Below are 15,631 nucleotides of genomic sequence, written 5' to 3' on the forward strand. Positions count from 1 at the left end.
AATTGTAATGAAAGAATTTGAACTGAAATATGGATGTAATCCCAACCAGAAGCCTGCAAAGATTTACATGGCTGACGGAAGTGAACTGCCTCTTGAAATTTTAAACGGCAGACCGGGATATATCAATTTTTTAGATGCTTTTAACAGCTGGCAGCTTGTGAAGGAACTGAAGGAAGCCCTGGGTATGCCGGCAGCTACCTCTTTTAAACATGTCAGCCCTACATCTGCTGCTGTAGGCGTTCCGATGAGTGAAACGCTGAAAAAAGCCTGCTTTGTAGATGATATTGAAGGACTTGACGATTCACCTATTGCAACAGCCTATGCAAGAGCGAGGGGTACCGACAGAATGTCCTCCTTCGGCGACTGGGTTGCTTTAAGTGATACCTGCGATGCTGTGACTGCAACGATTTTAAAGAGAGAGGTTTCCGATGGAATTATTGCGCCGGACTATACCGATGAAGCGCTTGAAATTCTAAAAGGTAAGAAGAAGGGTGCTTACAATATCATCAAAATCGATCCTGACTATATGCCTTTTAAGCAGGAAATTAAGCAGGTCTACGGTGTAACCTTTGAGCAGGGCAGAAACGATTACAAGATTACGCCGGAGCAGTTGACAAATATTGTTACTGAAAATAAGACTTTAACCGAGGAAGCAAAGCGCGACCTTATTATCGCGCTGATTACGCTAAAATATACTCAGTCCAATTCCGTAGCCTATGCAAAAGATGGACAGGCAATCGGTGTTGGCGCAGGTCAGCAGTCCAGAATCCACTGCACCAGACTGGCAGGAAACAAAGCTGATTTCTGGCATTTAAGGCAGGCAGACAAGGTAATCAACCTGCCGTTCCGTGAAGATGTAGGCAGAGCTGTTCGTGATAACACCATTGACATATATCTGGGAGATGAATACGAAGATGTGCTGACAGATGGCGCTTGGGAAACCCTCTTTACCGAAAAGCCAGAACCGTTTACAAAGAAAGAGCAGCGCGCTTATCTTGACACCGTTACAGGAGTAGCTCTCGGCAGTGACGCATTCTTCCCGTTCGGAGATAACATCGAGCGGGCAAAGAAGAGCGGCGTATCCTATATCGCAGAACCGGGCGGCAGCGTTCGTGACGATCAGGTTATCGAAACCTGCGACAAATACGGCATGGTTACCGTATTCACCGGCATGAGACTGTTTCATCACTAATGGTTCTGCCCCGCAAGTGTATGTGGATACATGCACGAGTGGCAAGGCAGACCTTATGCTGGCGTTCTCCGGCTTTAGCCGGCTAAGAACGCGTCGTATAATGGAGTTGCTCCAATTTACGGAGTAAATTGATGAGAACTCCTTATGCTTTTGCGGCCCAAGAGCGAAGCGATTGGCAAGCCGCAAGTCGTATAATGGAGTTATACCCAGAAAGGACAAGGTATCAAATAATGAAAGTTATGGTTGTTGGCGGCGGCGGAAGAGAGCACGCCATCATCAAAAAAATAAAAAAGAGTCCAAAAGTATCCGAAATTTATGCGCTGCCAGGTAACGGCGGTATTGCATCTGATGCGACTTGCGTGGATATCGGTGCGAAGGATCTTGAAAATATTGTAAAATTCGCAAAGGAAAATGCCATTGAATTTGCTGTAGTTGCGCCGGATGATCCCCTTGTTTTGGGGCTTGTGGACCTCTTAAGAGCAGAAGGCATTCCTTGCTTTGGACCTGATAAAAAAGCTGCTATCATCGAAGGCAGCAAGGCTTTTTCCAAGGACTTAATGAAGAAATACGGCATTCCAACTGCTGCTTATGAAACCTTTACAGAGATGGAGAAAGCCCTTGCATATCTGGAAACCTGCAAGATTCCCGTGGTGGTAAAAGCGGACGGTCTGGCGCTGGGCAAAGGCGTTATCATTGCAGAGACTTTGGAAGCTGCCAAACAGGCAGTCCGGGATATGATGGAAGACAAAGTCTTCGGTGAAAGCGGCAGCAAAGTTGTCATCGAAGAATTCCTCACAGGACCGGAAGTTTCTGTCCTTTCCTTCACAGACGGCAAAACACTGGTTCCGATGGTATCTTCCATGGATCACAAGAGAGCTTTAGACGGCGATAAAGGACTGAATACCGGCGGTATGGGAACCGTAGCGCCGAATCCTTATTATACCGAAGAAATCGCAGAGCGCTGCATGAAAGAAATTTTCCTGCCGACCATGGAAGCGATGAACAAAGAGGGAAGATCTTTCAGCGGCTGCCTTTATTTCGGTCTGATGATTACAGAAGATGGACCGAAGGTCATCGAATACAACTGCCGCTTTGGCGATCCTGAAACCCAGGTTGTGCTGCCGCTTCTCGATAGTGACCTATTTGAGATTATGGAACATGTTGCTGCAGGAACTTTGGCAGAGGCAAATGTCAACTTTGCAGACGATGCGGCATGCTGTGTGGTTATGGCGTCGGAAGGCTATCCTGTCAGCTATGAGAAAGGCTTTGAGATTAAAATCGACGATGTAGAGGATGTTTACATTGCCGGCGCAAAGCTGTCTGCGGATGGCAGACTACTTACAAACGGCGGACGTGTTCTGGGTGTTACCGAAAGAGGCGCAGACATTGCAGAAGCCATCGAAAAAGCATATAACTCCGTAAAAAGAGTTACCTTTGACAATGCGTTTTATAGAAACGATATCGGCGCAAAGGCGTTGGCTGCATTAAATGAAAAATAGTAAAACAAAGTAGGGAGAATTATGGTTTATAGAATATATGTTGAAAAGAAAAAAGCTTTCGCCCATGAAGCAGCGTCTTTAAAAAACGATATCGTAAAACTGCTGCAGATTCAGAATTTGCAGGATTTGCGGATTGTAAACCGCTATGACGTTGAAAACTTGGACAGAGAACTATTTGACTATGCTGTAAGCACTGTGTTTTCTGAGCCGCAGGTAGATGATGCCTTTGAAAACCTTGATTTTGCAGGAGCAGATTATGTTTTTGCGGTAGAATTTCTGCCGGGACAGTTCGATCAGAGAGCAAATTCTGCAGCAGAATGTATTCAGATTATTTCCAAAGGCGAAAGACCTGCAGTTAGAACCGCTAAAGTATACCTGCTGCAAGGTTCTTTGACAAAGGCCGAACTTGCTGAAATTAAGAAGTATGTTATCAACCCGGTGGAAGCAAGAGAAGCGACCCTGGAAACCTTTGACACCCTGAAAGTGGACTACGAAATTCCGACAGAAGTTGCGGTTTTAAACGGTTTCAATGAGCTTGACGAAGCTGGACTTTTGGAATTTCTGAAAGACTACGGACTTGCCATGGATTTGGGCGATTTAAAATTCTGTCAGGAATACTTTAAAAGTGAAGACAGAAATCCGACTATTACGGAAATCAGGGTAATCGATACTTACTGGTCCGATCACTGCAGACATACCACCTTCAACACAACGATTGACAGTGTCAAGTTTGAAGATACTGCAGTGCAGGAAACCTATGAAGAATACATCAAAACCCGTGAGGAACTGGGCAGAACCAAGCCGATTAATTTGATGGATATCGGCACTATTGCCGCAAAATACCTGAAAAAGCACGGTTTACTTGATAAACTGGACGAGTCTGAGGAGATCAACGCCTGCACCGTAAAGATCGATGTAGATGTCGACGGCAGAACAGAAAAATGGCTGCTTTTATTTAAGAACGAAACCCACAACCATCCGACTGAGATTGAGCCTTTTGGCGGTGCTGCAACCTGTGTTGGCGGTGCCATCAGAGACCCGCTTTCAGGAAGAAGCTATGTATATTCTGCTATGCGTGTTACTGGTGCGGCTGACCCGTTAAAGCCGGTTTCTGAAACTATGGAAGGAAAACTTCCGCAGAGAAAGATCGTAACGACTGCTGCTAACGGCTACAGCTCCTACGGAAACCAGATTGGACTTGCTACAGGGCAGGTAGATGAACTTTACCATCCAGGCTACGTGGCTAAGAGAATGGAAATAGGCGCAGTAATCGCTGCAGCGCCTGCTGAAAACGTGCGCAGAGAAAGACCTGTTGATACTGACAGAGTCATTCTCCTAGGCGGAAAAACCGGTCGTGACGGCTGCGGTGGTGCAACCGGCTCCTCCAAGTCCCACACAACTGAATCTTTGGAAAGCTGCGGCGCTGAGGTACAGAAGGGTAATGCACCGGAAGAAAGAAAGCTGCAGAGACTCTTTAGAAATCCGGAGGCTTCCAAACTGATTAAGCGCTGTAACGACTTTGGCGCAGGTGGAGTATCTGTTGCTATCGGAGAACTGGCTGATGGTCTTGAGATTAACCTGAACGCAGTGCCGAAGAAATACGATGGTCTTGACGGAACTGAGCTTGCCATCAGTGAATCTCAGGAAAGAATGGCTGTTGTCGTTGCTGAAAGTGATGTAGAGCGTTTCTGTGAACTGGCTGTTTCTGAAAATCTGGAAGCCACAGTTGTAGCAGAAGTAAAGGAAAATCCATATTTAAAGATTTTCTGGAACGATAAGCCGATTGTAAATATTTCCAGAGCTTTTCTTGACACCAACGGTGCAGAAAAGCACATTGATATTGAAATCCCAATGCACGAGGACTTTGAAAAGAAAGTCAGCGGTGGCTTTTCGCAAGCATATAAGGCTCTGGCAGGAGACCTAAACGTCTGCTCTAAGAGGGGCTTATCCGAGCGTTTTGACTCCACCATCGGCGCAGGCACTGTCTTAATGCCATTTGGCGGAATCAGACAGAGAACGCCGAATCAGGCAATGGTAAACTTGATTTCTGTAGAAAAGGGACACACTGACACCTGCTCACTGATGTCCTGGGGCTATAACCCGTATATCGCAGAGGCAAGTCCTTATCACAGCGCATATCTGGCAGTGGTGGAATCCGTATCCAAACTGATTGCTGCGGGAGCGTCCTTTGAAGATGTGTACCTGTCTTTTCAGGAATACTTTGAAAAACCAATGCGCGAACCGAAGCGCTGGGGGAAACCGATGGCTGCAGTTCTGGGCGCATTCAAAGCACAGAAGGAGCTGGGCGTGGCGGCGATTGGCGGTAAGGACTCCATGAGCGGAACCTTTGAAAACATTGACGTTCCACCAACGCTAGTATCTTTTGCAGTTACTACAGGTGATGCTAGGAGGATTATTTCACCGGAGTTTAAACAGGTAGACGGTAATGTTGTTATGTTTACCCCAGAGAAAGACAAAGAAGGTCTCCCAAAGGCTGAAAGCCTGAAAGAAATTTACGATACGGTCCACAGACTTATCTCAGACGGTAAAATTGTCAGCGCTTATACACCAGGATTTGGTGGTGTTGCGGAAGCCATATTGAAAATGACTATGGGTAATGACATCGGTTTTGCCTATGATTCTGTGGATATGGAAACCATTTTCGGCTATCAGTACGGCGGATTTGTTGCTGAACTGGTAGAAGAAGCTGAAATCTCTGCAGACGGATTTTCTGTGATTACCCTTGGTAAAACGACAGCAGAGAAGACCATCACTTATGGCGCTGAATCTCTTGCGCTTACTGATCTTTGTAAGATTTATGAGGATAAGCTGGAGTCAATTTACACTTGCAACATTGAAACTGAAAGCAGCAAGCTTGAAACTTTCCGCTATGAGGCGGCAGAAAGACCACATGCTAAGGTAAAGGTGGATGTGCCAAAGGTACTGATTCCGGTATTCCCGGGTACCAACTGCGAATATGACTCCGCAAAGGCATTCCGTGACGCCGGCGCAGAGGCTGAGATTTTCGTTGTAAACAACCTGACTGCTGCTTCTATTGGAAAATCCGTAGAAGACTTCGCTGCAAAAGTGCGTGAATCCCAGATTATCTTTATTCCAGGCGGTTTCTCCGGCGGTGATGAACCGGACGGTTCCGGAAAGTTTATCACTGCATTCTTTAGAAATCAGGAAGTAAAGGAGGCCGTGACCGATTTACTGGACAACAGAGATGGTTTAATGCTGGGTATCTGCAATGGATTCCAGGCGCTGATCAAACTGGGCCTTGTGCCTTATGGCAAAATCATCGATACCGATGAAAACTGCCCGACACTGACTTTCAACGAAATCAGCCGCCACCAGTCTAAACTGGTCAGAACAAGAATTGCTTCCAATAAATCTCCATGGCTTGCAAATACAACGCCTGATCAGATTTATACCGTTCCGATTTCCCACGGCGAAGGAAGATTTATCGCCTCAGAAGGGCTGATTCGTGACCTTGCGGAAAACGGTCAGATTATCACCCAGTATGTGGATCTTGAAGGAAATGTAACTTCGGACATTCAGTACAATCCGAACGGTTCCTACTTTGCTATCGAGGGTATCACTTCACCTGACGGCAGAGTACTGGGCAAGATGGGACACTCCGAAAGAACCGGCGCAAATCTCTACAAGAACGTGCCAGGTGACTTCGACATGGGTATGTTCTGCGCTGCTGTAGAATATTTTAAGTAAAATATGAATAGGTTAAATTAGAGTTAGAATTAGCCTCCGCCTGCCAAAAGCTTTCGGAGGCTGATTTTTATAAAGAAAGAGAGGTTTTATATATGGATACAAGGTATCAAGTTGTTATGAGCCAGGTTATGCTGCCACATCAAGCCAATGTAGCGGGTAATGTACACGGTGGTGAAATTATGAAATTTATGGATACAGCAGCAGGAGCCTGCGCTATGAAATATGCAAGAAGCAACTGCGTTACAGCTAGAGTGGACGAACTGATTTTCCACCTGCCGATTTTTGTCGGAGCACTAGTAACCTGCACTGCAACCATTGCATACGTAGGAAACACTTCTATGGACGTTTACGTGCGCGTAGATTCTGAAGACATGGAATCCGGAAATGGTCCAGAAAAAGCTCTGTGTGCTCATTTTACTATGGTTTCCATGAACAAAGCCGGAAGACCTCAGAAAGTGCCTGCATACATACCGGAAACGGAAGAAGAAAAAATACTTTGGGAAGAAGCCGCAGCGAAAGTGAAGGCTAGAAAAAGATAAAATCTCATACGCAAATTTTAATCATATTTGCCTGTCCTACTCATATAGTATTAGAGAAAGGACAGGTATTTTTTATGAACCATTTTGAGAAAGTTTTCCAGTGCTTTCCCATAGAAGTCCAGCGGCAGATTGGCGGGCTTGCATCGGAAATACAGGAGGAAATCAACGAAATTCGAGTGTACCGGGGAAAACCGGTACAGCTTTACGCAGGGAAAAATCAGTACTTGCTGAAGGGCTATATCACCGGCGGACAAATTCACAGTCTCTTAAATAATCTGATGAAATTTTCCTATTATGCTTACGAAGATGATATCGCAAAAGGCTTCATTACTATTGATGGCGGACATCGGGTGGGTCTTTGCGGCAAAGCAGTGGTGGAGGATGGGAAGGTTACTCTGATTCGTGATATCAGTTCTCTCAACATTCGTTATTCCAGAGAGATGATAGGCTGCAGCGACAAAATCATGCCTTACGTCTTTAATGAACAGGGGAATCTTTGCAATCTGCTCATTGTCTCGCCTCCAGGCTGTGGTAAGACTACATTGCTCCGGGATTTAGCAAGAAATATCAGTCTGCAGGGTATTAAGGTCGGTATTTGTGATGAGCGCTCTGAAATTGCTGGTATGTCCGGCGGCATCAGCGCTTATACTTTTGGAAATGCGGTGGATGTGCTGGATGGCTGTCCAAAGGCATCGGCTATGCAGATGATGGTTCGTGCCATGTCTCCTCAGCTTCTCATTACAGATGAAATCGGAACAAAGGCAGACGCAGACGCAATCAGAAGCTGCAGCGGAAGCGGTGTAAAGGTAATCTGTTCCATGCACGGAAGCTGCATGGAGGATTTGAAAAAAACAGGAGTTTGGGAAATTGTTGAAGGGAATTCTTTTGATTACATTATATTTCTCACAGATCAGCCAGTTATCGGAACAGTAAAGGAGATTTGCCATGGTTAAGATAATTGGACTATTTCTGGGCGTCATAGGCTGTGGTGCAATCGGACTGTTAAAAGCACGAGATATCAAAGATCGAAAACAGCTGCTTCTTGAATTCAAAAGCCTGCTTCTCCACATTTCCACAGAAATCAGCTATTTTAAGGAACCGCTTCCGCAGATTTTTGAGCGTCTGTCGGCGGAAAACGAAGGCGCATGTGGGCTCCTTCTGAGAAATTGCCTGACCAGCTATTTGACAAGCGGTAGAGACATGGGAGAACTTTGGAAAGATTCGGTGGATTTCGTATATGAAAGTCTTCCTGTTACTGAGCAGGATGTAGTACTCATGAAGAAATGCGCAGATTTTCTTGGACAAAGCGATTTCAAGAGGCAGCAGGAGCACTTTCTGCTTTTACACAGGCAGCTTGATGAGCAGATTGAGGAGGCGCAGAGGTGGATTGATTCTAAAGGGAAAATGTATGAAAGACTGGGTTTTTCGGCAGGTCTTGTAATCGCCATTGCACTGATATAGATATAAAACAAAGGGGGAAAAGACATTGGAAATCAGTATTATTTTCAAAATTGCAGGTATCGGCATTTGTATAGCGCTGGTGAATCAGATTCTGGTTAAGGCAGGAAAGGATGAAATGGCAATGATGACAACGCTTGCCGGTGTAATCATTGTGCTGGTAATTATCGTCAAAATGCTGGCAGAATTCTTTGAAACGATGAAAGTCTTTATGGAATTTTAGTGATGGAAATATTAAAAATTGCCATGCTTGCACTCCTTGCAGTGGCACTGATTACACTGGTAAAGAGCTATAAGCCGGAGTTTGGGATTTACGTGGTCATCGCATGCAGTATTTTGATTCTCTATTTTATGATTGACAGCTTGAAATATGCTGTGGCGTATGTATCGGGGCTGTACGAGAAACTGGAATACGGAAAAGGATATTTTCCCATTATTATAAAGGTTCTCGTCATTGCTTACGTTACCGAATTCACTTCGCAGCTTTGCAAAGATGCGGGGGAGACATCGATCGGCGCAAAGGTAGAACTGGCGGGAAAGGTGATTATCTTTTGTGTTGCGATTCCGGTATTTGTGTCGATTATCAGTCTGGTGGAGGAACTGTTATAAACTATGGAATTTGATGAAATTTTAAAGGAACAGATGAAAAAAATCGTCGATGAGAAGCAGACTGACTCGCTTTCTGATTATGCCAGCGGTCTATCCGGGGGAATTTCTGATTACTTTACGCTGGATAAAATCGTAGACGCAACACTAAATGGGGAGAGCATTTTTAGTTCAGAGGATATGATTTCCAGTTTAAAGGCGCTGTTTCTCTATGAATTAAAGGCGGCACTGGTGGTGGGTGTGGAAATACTGACCGTCTGCATCGTCATCGGTCTTCTTAAAAATCTATCTGGCTCCTTTGGAAAAAAAGGTGTCACGGAGATTGCAAGTCTTGTCTGCAGCATCGTCATCATCGGTCTTGCTGTCAGCAATTTTCAGACCATCTACCAGATGACCATTGACGCGATTGCAACGATTACATACACGATGGAGCTTTTGCTCCCAGTGCTCATAACCATACTCATTTCCATGGGACAGGTGACGGGTGGAACAATTATGAGTCCGCTGATATTGACTGCGATTACGATTTTTGAATCGATTCTAAAGAACATCGTGCTGCCGGCACTGTTTCTATCGACGGTACTCAGTTTGCTCAATTGTTTAACAGAAAAAGATTACGTAAACCATTTATCTAAATTTCTGAGACAGGCGGCGCTCTTTGTGACCGGACTGGTGCTGACGCTAATGTCGGGAATTGTCGCTGTGCAGGGGCTTATTACACAGACTTCGGACAGCCTGATTATGGGAACGGCAAAGTATTCCTTGGATGCGTTTATTCCCATCGTCGGTGGGTTTACTGCAGACACTGTGGAGCTTTTTATCAAGTGCATGGGATCAATTAAAGGAATTGTAGGGATTTTTGGAATTCTCCTCATTGTATCCCTTATGCTGATTCCTATACTAAAAATCATGGCAATTTCTGTCATATATAAAGTGACGGCGCTGCTGATTGAACCGGTCGCCTCAAAGAAAATTGCCGCAGGGGTTTCAGACATTGGCACGTGTCTTGTTACCATGGGCGCTATCGTGTTCTTTGCATCACTTTTGTTTATCATTTTTATTACATCCATTATTCGTCTCGGAGGCAGCATATGAGCGTGATTACAGCATGGGTCAAAGACATTTTCATCGTAATTTTAGCGATTACCTTTCTGGAGATTTTGCTGCCAGAAAGTTCCATGGCAAAGTATCTGAAGTTTATTTTTTCTATCATCGTACTGGCGACAATTTTATCACCGCTGGCAAGTTTTTTGGAATAAATAGACAGATAAAAAATATTTTTTAAGAGAGGGTATTATGTTTGAGAAGCTAAAAATCACAAAAGATACCATAGTCAAGATCATTACGCTTTTGCTTATCGCCTCGGTATTTCTTTTGACTATGAGCGTTTTAACTGATGACAACGACAGCAGAAAGCAGGTGACCGATGACGATGGCGCCACAGAAACCATGCTGTGCAGCTTTTTATCGGAAATCAAAGGAGTGGGTGATGTCAATGTGATGATGGAGTACGATGAGAATCGTGCGGTAACCGGAGTAATCGTAACTGCCGAGGGTGCGAGTGACCCTGTAGTAAAAAATGATATTGTAAAAGGGGTAGCAACCTTATTTGATTTGCCGGTTTCCAGCGTAATGGTATTTGAAAAAAGTCAGGAGGATTGAGAAAGATGAAAAAGAAATTTAAACTAGATTTAAAAGGATTTTTTAATAAGAAAGAAAATGTGGCAGTTGCCGCTTTAGCCTTGGTATTTTGTGCAGGACTTGTTGTGACGGAAGTCAAAGCTAACAATATTCCACTTCACGACGGAGATGTTCTTGTGGACAGCCGCAACATTGCGCAGGTTGAGGAGGATTCGAATTCTGAAAGCAGTACTGATGGAGACAGTGAAAAGACTGAAAAAACTGCAGGGGATGACGTGAATGGTGAAGATGGCGAAGGAGATGCCGCTACAAAGGGCAATACCTTTGCGGAAAAAAGAGCAAAACTAGATCTTGAAAGAAATGAACTGATTGCAGGCTATGACAGCACCATCAAGAATTCCACTAACGACGCAGAGAAGAATAACGCTGTGGCAAACAAAGAAAAACTGACCAAATATATGGAACAGGAAGTTTCTATCGAAAGTCTGATCAGCAGCAAAAATCTGCCGGAATGCCTTGTTATCATCACAGAAAGCACCATCACCGTAACTGTCGATGAGCAGGAACTGACACAAAACACTGTAGCCAAAATCTGCAATATTGTCATGGCAGAAACAGGCAGAGGTGCCGATAAAATCATTATTCAGAGTAACTACTAAAGCATTTTCTAAATAATAGCAAATACTTATATAAATAATATAAATAAAATCAAAAAGCCACACCAAGACAATGTGGCTTTTTTACATAGCTGAATCCATAAGATGTGTTTGAGAGAGGAAGCAAAATCCTTTACAGATGGACCGAAACAAGGTATGATGAAAGTGGAAACCTGACTAGCGATGGGGCGTTTTATATAATACATCAGCGGATGTCCAGAGAAATCTGAAGAATATAATTTGCGCAGGATACTGTAAGACTTGGTGCAATCCTGCATTGCAATGAAACACATACTTTAGAGGTTTTGGAGAATTTGGATTTATAAAAATGGAAAAACTTAGACGTTACATTCGTATTGAAAAAGCAATTATATTGTGTATACTTACAGCGATTTTCTTGATTGATCTATGCTGCGTATTTTTCTATGGGATAGACGTCTTAAATATAGTTTTCTTTCTTATAGACATTGGAATGATTATTTTAAATTTCCATCCTGTAACGGGTAATTTTTGCTGCTGGATTGAGATTCGTGGTGCTGAGATATATTTGCTGAATTTCAAAGGCGAAATACGCAGGTTTTCTGCTGGAGATATTATTAAAGTTGTATATGGATTTATGTTTTATAGACTATATTTTTGGAAAGACGGAAAACAAGTGATAATCCAATGTCATCCTAGAGTGAAAGTCAGTAAAAACGGAAAAAAACATAGAGGGATTTGGCTCGAGGATTTTCCGCAGGCAAAGTTTGAGGATAAGTAAGAAGCAAATCATTTGGGTAGGCAAAAAAGGATTTTAACCTGCCTTAAGATTTTCCTTCAAAAATGTATAAATCTATAGTCAATATCGTTGGTGTAACTTGCATAATCCGCAAGATATGTGAATTTGCATACGGTAATTTTACGTAAATGGAAAGTTTTATCACTAAAATGGGCTCAATTGACCCGATTATCACAACAAACTTATACATTTTTCTCAGATTCTTAGATTTTCGGTTAAGTTTTAAAGAATTTCTTATACATTTTTCTAATGTAATTCTCGTATAAGTTAAACCCTGCTATTTTCATCTAAAGCTCATGCAAACCAGGTGGTTTGTGCAATCTTAATTTCGCAAGTATGCCTGTGGTTTTCTTTCCCCGAAACATTGCGAAGGTCTCTGAATAATGATATAATGAATGCAGAGATTTATACCGGCGCTGCCGATGACAAATTTTGAATGAATAGAGGTTACGTATGCAGGAAGAAAATATTGGCACCGTTAAGATTTCTGACGATGTGATTACAGCTTGTGCGGCCAGCGCCGCTTTGCAGATTGAAGGCGTATGTCAGCTTGCCGGAGGTTTTACAGATAATCTTTCCATCAATATTTTGGGAAAAGAGCCGGAAGGCAAAGGGATTAAGCTGTCCCGCGACGAAGAAGGAATTTCTCTGGACGTTTACGTCATCGTAGCGTACAGAGTCAAGATACCTCAGCTTGCCTGGGATATTCAGAGCCATGTCAAGAGCGAGATTGAATCAGTCACAGGTCTGAAAGTAAAAGAAGTAAACATACATGTACAGGGCGTGAGCCTGCCCGGAGAGGAAGATAAGAACTAGATGACAAGAACAGAAGCCAGAGAATTTATGATGCAGGTTTTTTTTCAGATGGAAGCCTGTGGAGATTTTGATGTAAACAGTAGAACTGATTTCATGAGTCAGGAGAAGATCAGAGACCAGAAGGAATACTGCAATGAGCTACATTCGCTGCTATGCAACAAAAAAGACGAAGTTGACGATTTACTTAGAAAGTACAGCACAAAATGGAAAATCGAAAGAATGCCAAAGACCGACCTTGCGGTGCTGCGTCTTGCAGTATGCGAGATGCGCTATGGTAAAGTTCCTGCGGCAGTATCCATCAATGAGGCTGTAGACTTAGCGAAAAAATATGGAACCGATGATTCAGGAAAATATGTCAACGGCATTTTGGGAAGAATTGCAGAGGAACTGGCAGCAGAACCTGCTGCAGTGTCTTACGAGGAAGAACATGCGTAAGCTGTCTCTTGGCATTGACACCAGCAATTATAAGACTTCTGTAGCCCTGACAGACCATAGCGGCGAAATTTTATCCAATCTGCAGCAGTATCTGACTGTAAAGAAAGGTGAGCGGGGGCTGAGGCAGTCGGCGGCGCTTTTTCAGCATGTGCAGAATCTGCCGCATCTCCTTGAAGAAACCTTTGAAACTTTAGCAAAGCTGCGCCGGGAAGAAGAAGCAGAAATTGCCTGCATCAGCGTGTCGGAAAAGCCAAGACCTGTAGATGGCTCCTATATGCCTTGCTTTTTGGCGGGGCTTTCTACAGCAAAATCCATCGCAGCGGCTCTTGGCGTGCCGTGTTATACCTTTTCCCATCAGGAAGGGCATATCGAAGCAGCGCGCTGGCGTTCGCCGCTTGCAGAGGCGAATCGCTTTATTTCTTTTCATTTTTCCGGCGGCACCACGGAGGCGCTGCTGGTGAGCGAAGATGGAATTTCCATCGTAGGTGGTTCAAAGGATTTAGCCTTTGGGCAAGTGCTGGACAGGGTAGGCGTTGCACTGGGCATGGAATTTCCGTGTGGTCAGTCTTTGGACGAAATAGCAGTGGCAGCACAGGCTGCCGACGGACAGGTTAAGGATAATTTCCTGCCTAAAATCAAATGTGAAGAAGGATATATCAATCTTTCGGGCATAGAGACAAGATGCCAGAGAAGCCTTACAGAAACAGCGCCGGAAGTTCTGATTCCTATGTTGTTTCAAAGAATTTCTGAGGCGATTTGTGATATGAGTCTATATCTTGTAAACACCTATCAGACGGAAAGCATTCTCTTTGCTGGCGGTGTTTCAGCAAGCAGTCTGATACGAAAAAATTTAGAAACAAAGCTTTCAAAGATGCAGATTCACTTCGGTGAACCAGCGCTTTGTACCGACAATGCGGCAGGCATTGCGCTCCTTGGAGGAAAGAAACAATGGCTTTAAAACCGGTAACTGTTTCACAACTGAATGAATATATTTCCCGGGTAATCGGCACGGATCCGCTTCTTGGCGCTGTAGTAGTGAAAGGTGAAATTTCCAATTTGAAGTATCACGGCAGCGGACATGTGTACTTTTCCATTATAGACGCGACGAGCAAAATCAACTGTTTTTTACCACGGGATTACGCCATGAGCTTGCATTATCCACTGGAAGACGGCATGGAAGTGACCTTGACTGGCAGTGTCAGTGTCTTTAAAAAGAATGGCACTTATTCTCTCTACGTAAAAATCGTGGAGGTTTCAGGGGAGGGAAACCTTGCTATCGCCTTTGAAAAGATGAAAGAAAAGCTGAGCAAGGAAGGACTCTTTGACCAGTCCCACAAGAAACCTATACCAAAGTATCCGAACAAAATCGGCATTGTAACTTCTGCCACGGGAGCGGCGGTCAAGGATATTCTCAAAATCTTAAAAGGCCGCAATCACCTTGTCGATGTGATGATCTTTCCGGTGCTTGTGCAGGGAGAGGCGGCTTCTGCGGATATTGCCGCTATGCTTGACTATATCAATGAGAATTTTGATGATATCGATACACTGATTGTAGGAAGGGGCGGCGGCTCTGCCGATGACCTTTGGGCATTTAACGAGGAAAACGTGGCGAGAGCCATTTATCGCTCGGAAATTCCTATTATCTCTGCTGTGGGACACGAAATAGACTTCACCATAGCTGATCTTGTGGCGGATTTGCGGGCTGAGACTCCGACCGCAGCGGCGCAGCTTGTTGTACCCGATACGGAGCAAATGCGAAAGCAAATGGAAGATTTAAAGGAACATCTCTACATTCAGCTTTCCAACAAGCTGATGTATCACAGGCTGCTCATCGACAATCTGGCAAAGGAGATGAAAAACTGCTTAAATGGGCAGATTGCCAAGCTGGAGAATGAGCTTACACAGTCCAAACTGCTTCTTGAGGAGAACAATCCAACGCAGATTCTGGAAAATGGCTACAGCGTCCTTACAGATGAGGATGGTAAAGTCATTTCCGCAATCAGCCAGCTTTGCGAAAAGCAAGAATATAAAATTACCCTGCAGGACGGTTTCGCCAAATGCAGGATTACAGAAATAGGAGGAAACCAGCGATGAATCAGGGGAATTTTGAAAAGGCGTTGCGTGAACTGCAGACTATGGCAGAAAAAATCAAATCTCAAGAGACAAGCCTTGAAGAAGCCATTTCCTGTTATGAGGAAGGCATGAAGTATTACAAAACCTGCAGCGATATTTTGGAACAAGCGAAACAGAAAATCGAAACCTTTGAAGGAGAGGTGTAACCC

General features: G+C 44.1%; 18 protein-coding genes. All 18 read left to right on the top strand.

The genetic code is table 11. The features are described from left to right. The first annotated feature begins 7 nt into the window (after nucleotides 1-7). The 18 genes from D1151_RS07555 (at nucleotide 8) to xseB (ending at nucleotide 15,628) form a co-directional block, all read left to right on the top strand. Nucleotides 8-1,192: a phosphoribosylaminoimidazolecarboxamide formyltransferase gene (locus D1151_RS07555; RefSeq protein WP_161908494.1), complete on the top strand. Its 1,185-nt coding sequence runs from the start codon at nucleotides 8-10 to the stop codon at nucleotides 1,190-1,192. A gap of 230 nt (nucleotides 1,193-1,422) precedes the next feature. Beyond that, complete coding sequence (gene purD / locus D1151_RS07560; protein ID WP_161908495.1) at nucleotides 1,423-2,691, top strand: phosphoribosylamine--glycine ligase; 1,269 nt, start codon at nucleotides 1,423-1,425, stop codon at nucleotides 2,689-2,691. A 21-nt stretch (nucleotides 2,692-2,712) separates the two neighbouring features. Further along, nucleotides 2,713-6,420, top strand: a complete 3,708-nt coding sequence (locus D1151_RS07565; RefSeq protein WP_161908496.1) for a phosphoribosylformylglycinamidine synthase — start codon at nucleotides 2,713-2,715, stop codon at nucleotides 6,418-6,420. A 92-nt stretch (nucleotides 6,421-6,512) separates the two neighbouring features. Then, nucleotides 6,513-6,959, top strand: a complete 447-nt coding sequence (locus D1151_RS07570) for an acyl-CoA thioesterase (protein WP_161908497.1) — start codon at nucleotides 6,513-6,515, stop codon at nucleotides 6,957-6,959. Between the two features lie 74 nt (nucleotides 6,960-7,033). After that, nucleotides 7,034-7,912 carry a stage III sporulation protein AA gene (gene spoIIIAA / locus D1151_RS07575; protein ID WP_161908498.1) on the top strand — a complete coding sequence of 293 codons (879 nt, stop codon included), beginning with the start codon at nucleotides 7,034-7,036 and terminating at the stop codon, nucleotides 7,910-7,912. Beyond that, nucleotides 7,905-8,420, top strand: coding sequence for a stage III sporulation protein AB (locus D1151_RS07580; RefSeq protein WP_160201416.1), 516 nt, complete (start codon nucleotides 7,905-7,907; stop codon nucleotides 8,418-8,420). The genes spoIIIAA and D1151_RS07580 overlap by 8 nt, the downstream gene beginning before the upstream one ends. 25 nt (nucleotides 8,421-8,445) lie before the next feature. Next, complete coding sequence (gene spoIIIAC / locus D1151_RS07585) at nucleotides 8,446-8,640, top strand: stage III sporulation protein AC (RefSeq protein WP_160201417.1); 195 nt, start codon at nucleotides 8,446-8,448, stop codon at nucleotides 8,638-8,640. A gap of 2 nt (nucleotides 8,641-8,642) precedes the next feature. After that, entirely contained in the window at nucleotides 8,643-9,026 is a 384-nt protein-coding gene (locus D1151_RS07590; protein WP_160201418.1) for a SpoIIIAC/SpoIIIAD family protein, read from the top strand. A 3-nt stretch (nucleotides 9,027-9,029) separates the two neighbouring features. Continuing rightward, nucleotides 9,030-10,118 (top strand): stage III sporulation protein AE, encoded by a 1,089-nt coding sequence (locus tag D1151_RS07595; protein ID WP_160201419.1) that lies wholly within the window; start codon nucleotides 9,030-9,032, stop codon nucleotides 10,116-10,118. Further along, entirely contained in the window at nucleotides 10,115-10,282 is a 168-nt protein-coding gene (locus tag D1151_RS07600; RefSeq protein WP_160201420.1) for a stage III sporulation protein AF, read from the top strand. The genes D1151_RS07595 and D1151_RS07600 overlap by 4 nt, the downstream gene beginning before the upstream one ends. A gap of 37 nt (nucleotides 10,283-10,319) precedes the next feature. Next, entirely contained in the window at nucleotides 10,320-10,685 is a 366-nt protein-coding gene (locus D1151_RS07605) for a hypothetical protein (protein WP_160201421.1), read from the top strand. 5 nt (nucleotides 10,686-10,690) lie between these two features. Further along, nucleotides 10,691-11,323: a SpoIIIAH-like family protein gene (locus D1151_RS07610; protein ID WP_160201422.1), complete on the top strand. Its 633-nt coding sequence runs from the start codon at nucleotides 10,691-10,693 to the stop codon at nucleotides 11,321-11,323. A gap of 325 nt (nucleotides 11,324-11,648) precedes the next feature. Continuing rightward, nucleotides 11,649-12,080 (top strand): hypothetical protein, encoded by a 432-nt coding sequence (locus D1151_RS07615; protein WP_161908499.1) that lies wholly within the window; start codon nucleotides 11,649-11,651, stop codon nucleotides 12,078-12,080. A 471-nt stretch (nucleotides 12,081-12,551) separates the two neighbouring features. Continuing rightward, nucleotides 12,552-12,914, top strand: a complete 363-nt coding sequence (locus D1151_RS07620; protein WP_160201424.1) for an Asp23/Gls24 family envelope stress response protein — start codon at nucleotides 12,552-12,554, stop codon at nucleotides 12,912-12,914. Beyond that, complete coding sequence (gene nusB, locus D1151_RS07625; protein ID WP_161908500.1) at nucleotides 12,915-13,349, top strand: transcription antitermination factor NusB; 435 nt, start codon at nucleotides 12,915-12,917, stop codon at nucleotides 13,347-13,349. Then, the gene (locus D1151_RS07630; RefSeq protein WP_161908501.1) at nucleotides 13,342-14,307 is read left to right on the top strand and encodes a hypothetical protein; all 966 of its coding nucleotides are present in this window, start codon (nucleotides 13,342-13,344) and stop codon (nucleotides 14,305-14,307) included. The genes nusB and D1151_RS07630 overlap by 8 nt, the downstream gene beginning before the upstream one ends. Then, on the top strand, nucleotides 14,298-15,443 hold the full coding sequence (gene xseA / locus D1151_RS07635) for an exodeoxyribonuclease VII large subunit (protein WP_161908502.1): 1,146 nt from the start codon (nucleotides 14,298-14,300) through the stop codon (nucleotides 15,441-15,443). Before D1151_RS07630 ends, xseA begins: the two co-directional genes overlap by 10 nt. Then, nucleotides 15,440-15,628 carry an exodeoxyribonuclease VII small subunit gene (gene xseB / locus D1151_RS07640; RefSeq protein WP_161908503.1) on the top strand — a complete coding sequence of 63 codons (189 nt, stop codon included), beginning with the start codon at nucleotides 15,440-15,442 and terminating at the stop codon, nucleotides 15,626-15,628. The genes xseA and xseB overlap by 4 nt, the downstream gene beginning before the upstream one ends. The last annotated feature ends 3 nt before the right edge of the window (nucleotides 15,629-15,631 follow it).

This window comes from Emergencia sp. 1XD21-10 (assembly GCF_009936045.1).
Lineage (GTDB): Bacteria > Bacillota > Clostridia > Peptostreptococcales > Anaerovoracaceae > Senimuribacter > Senimuribacter intestinalis.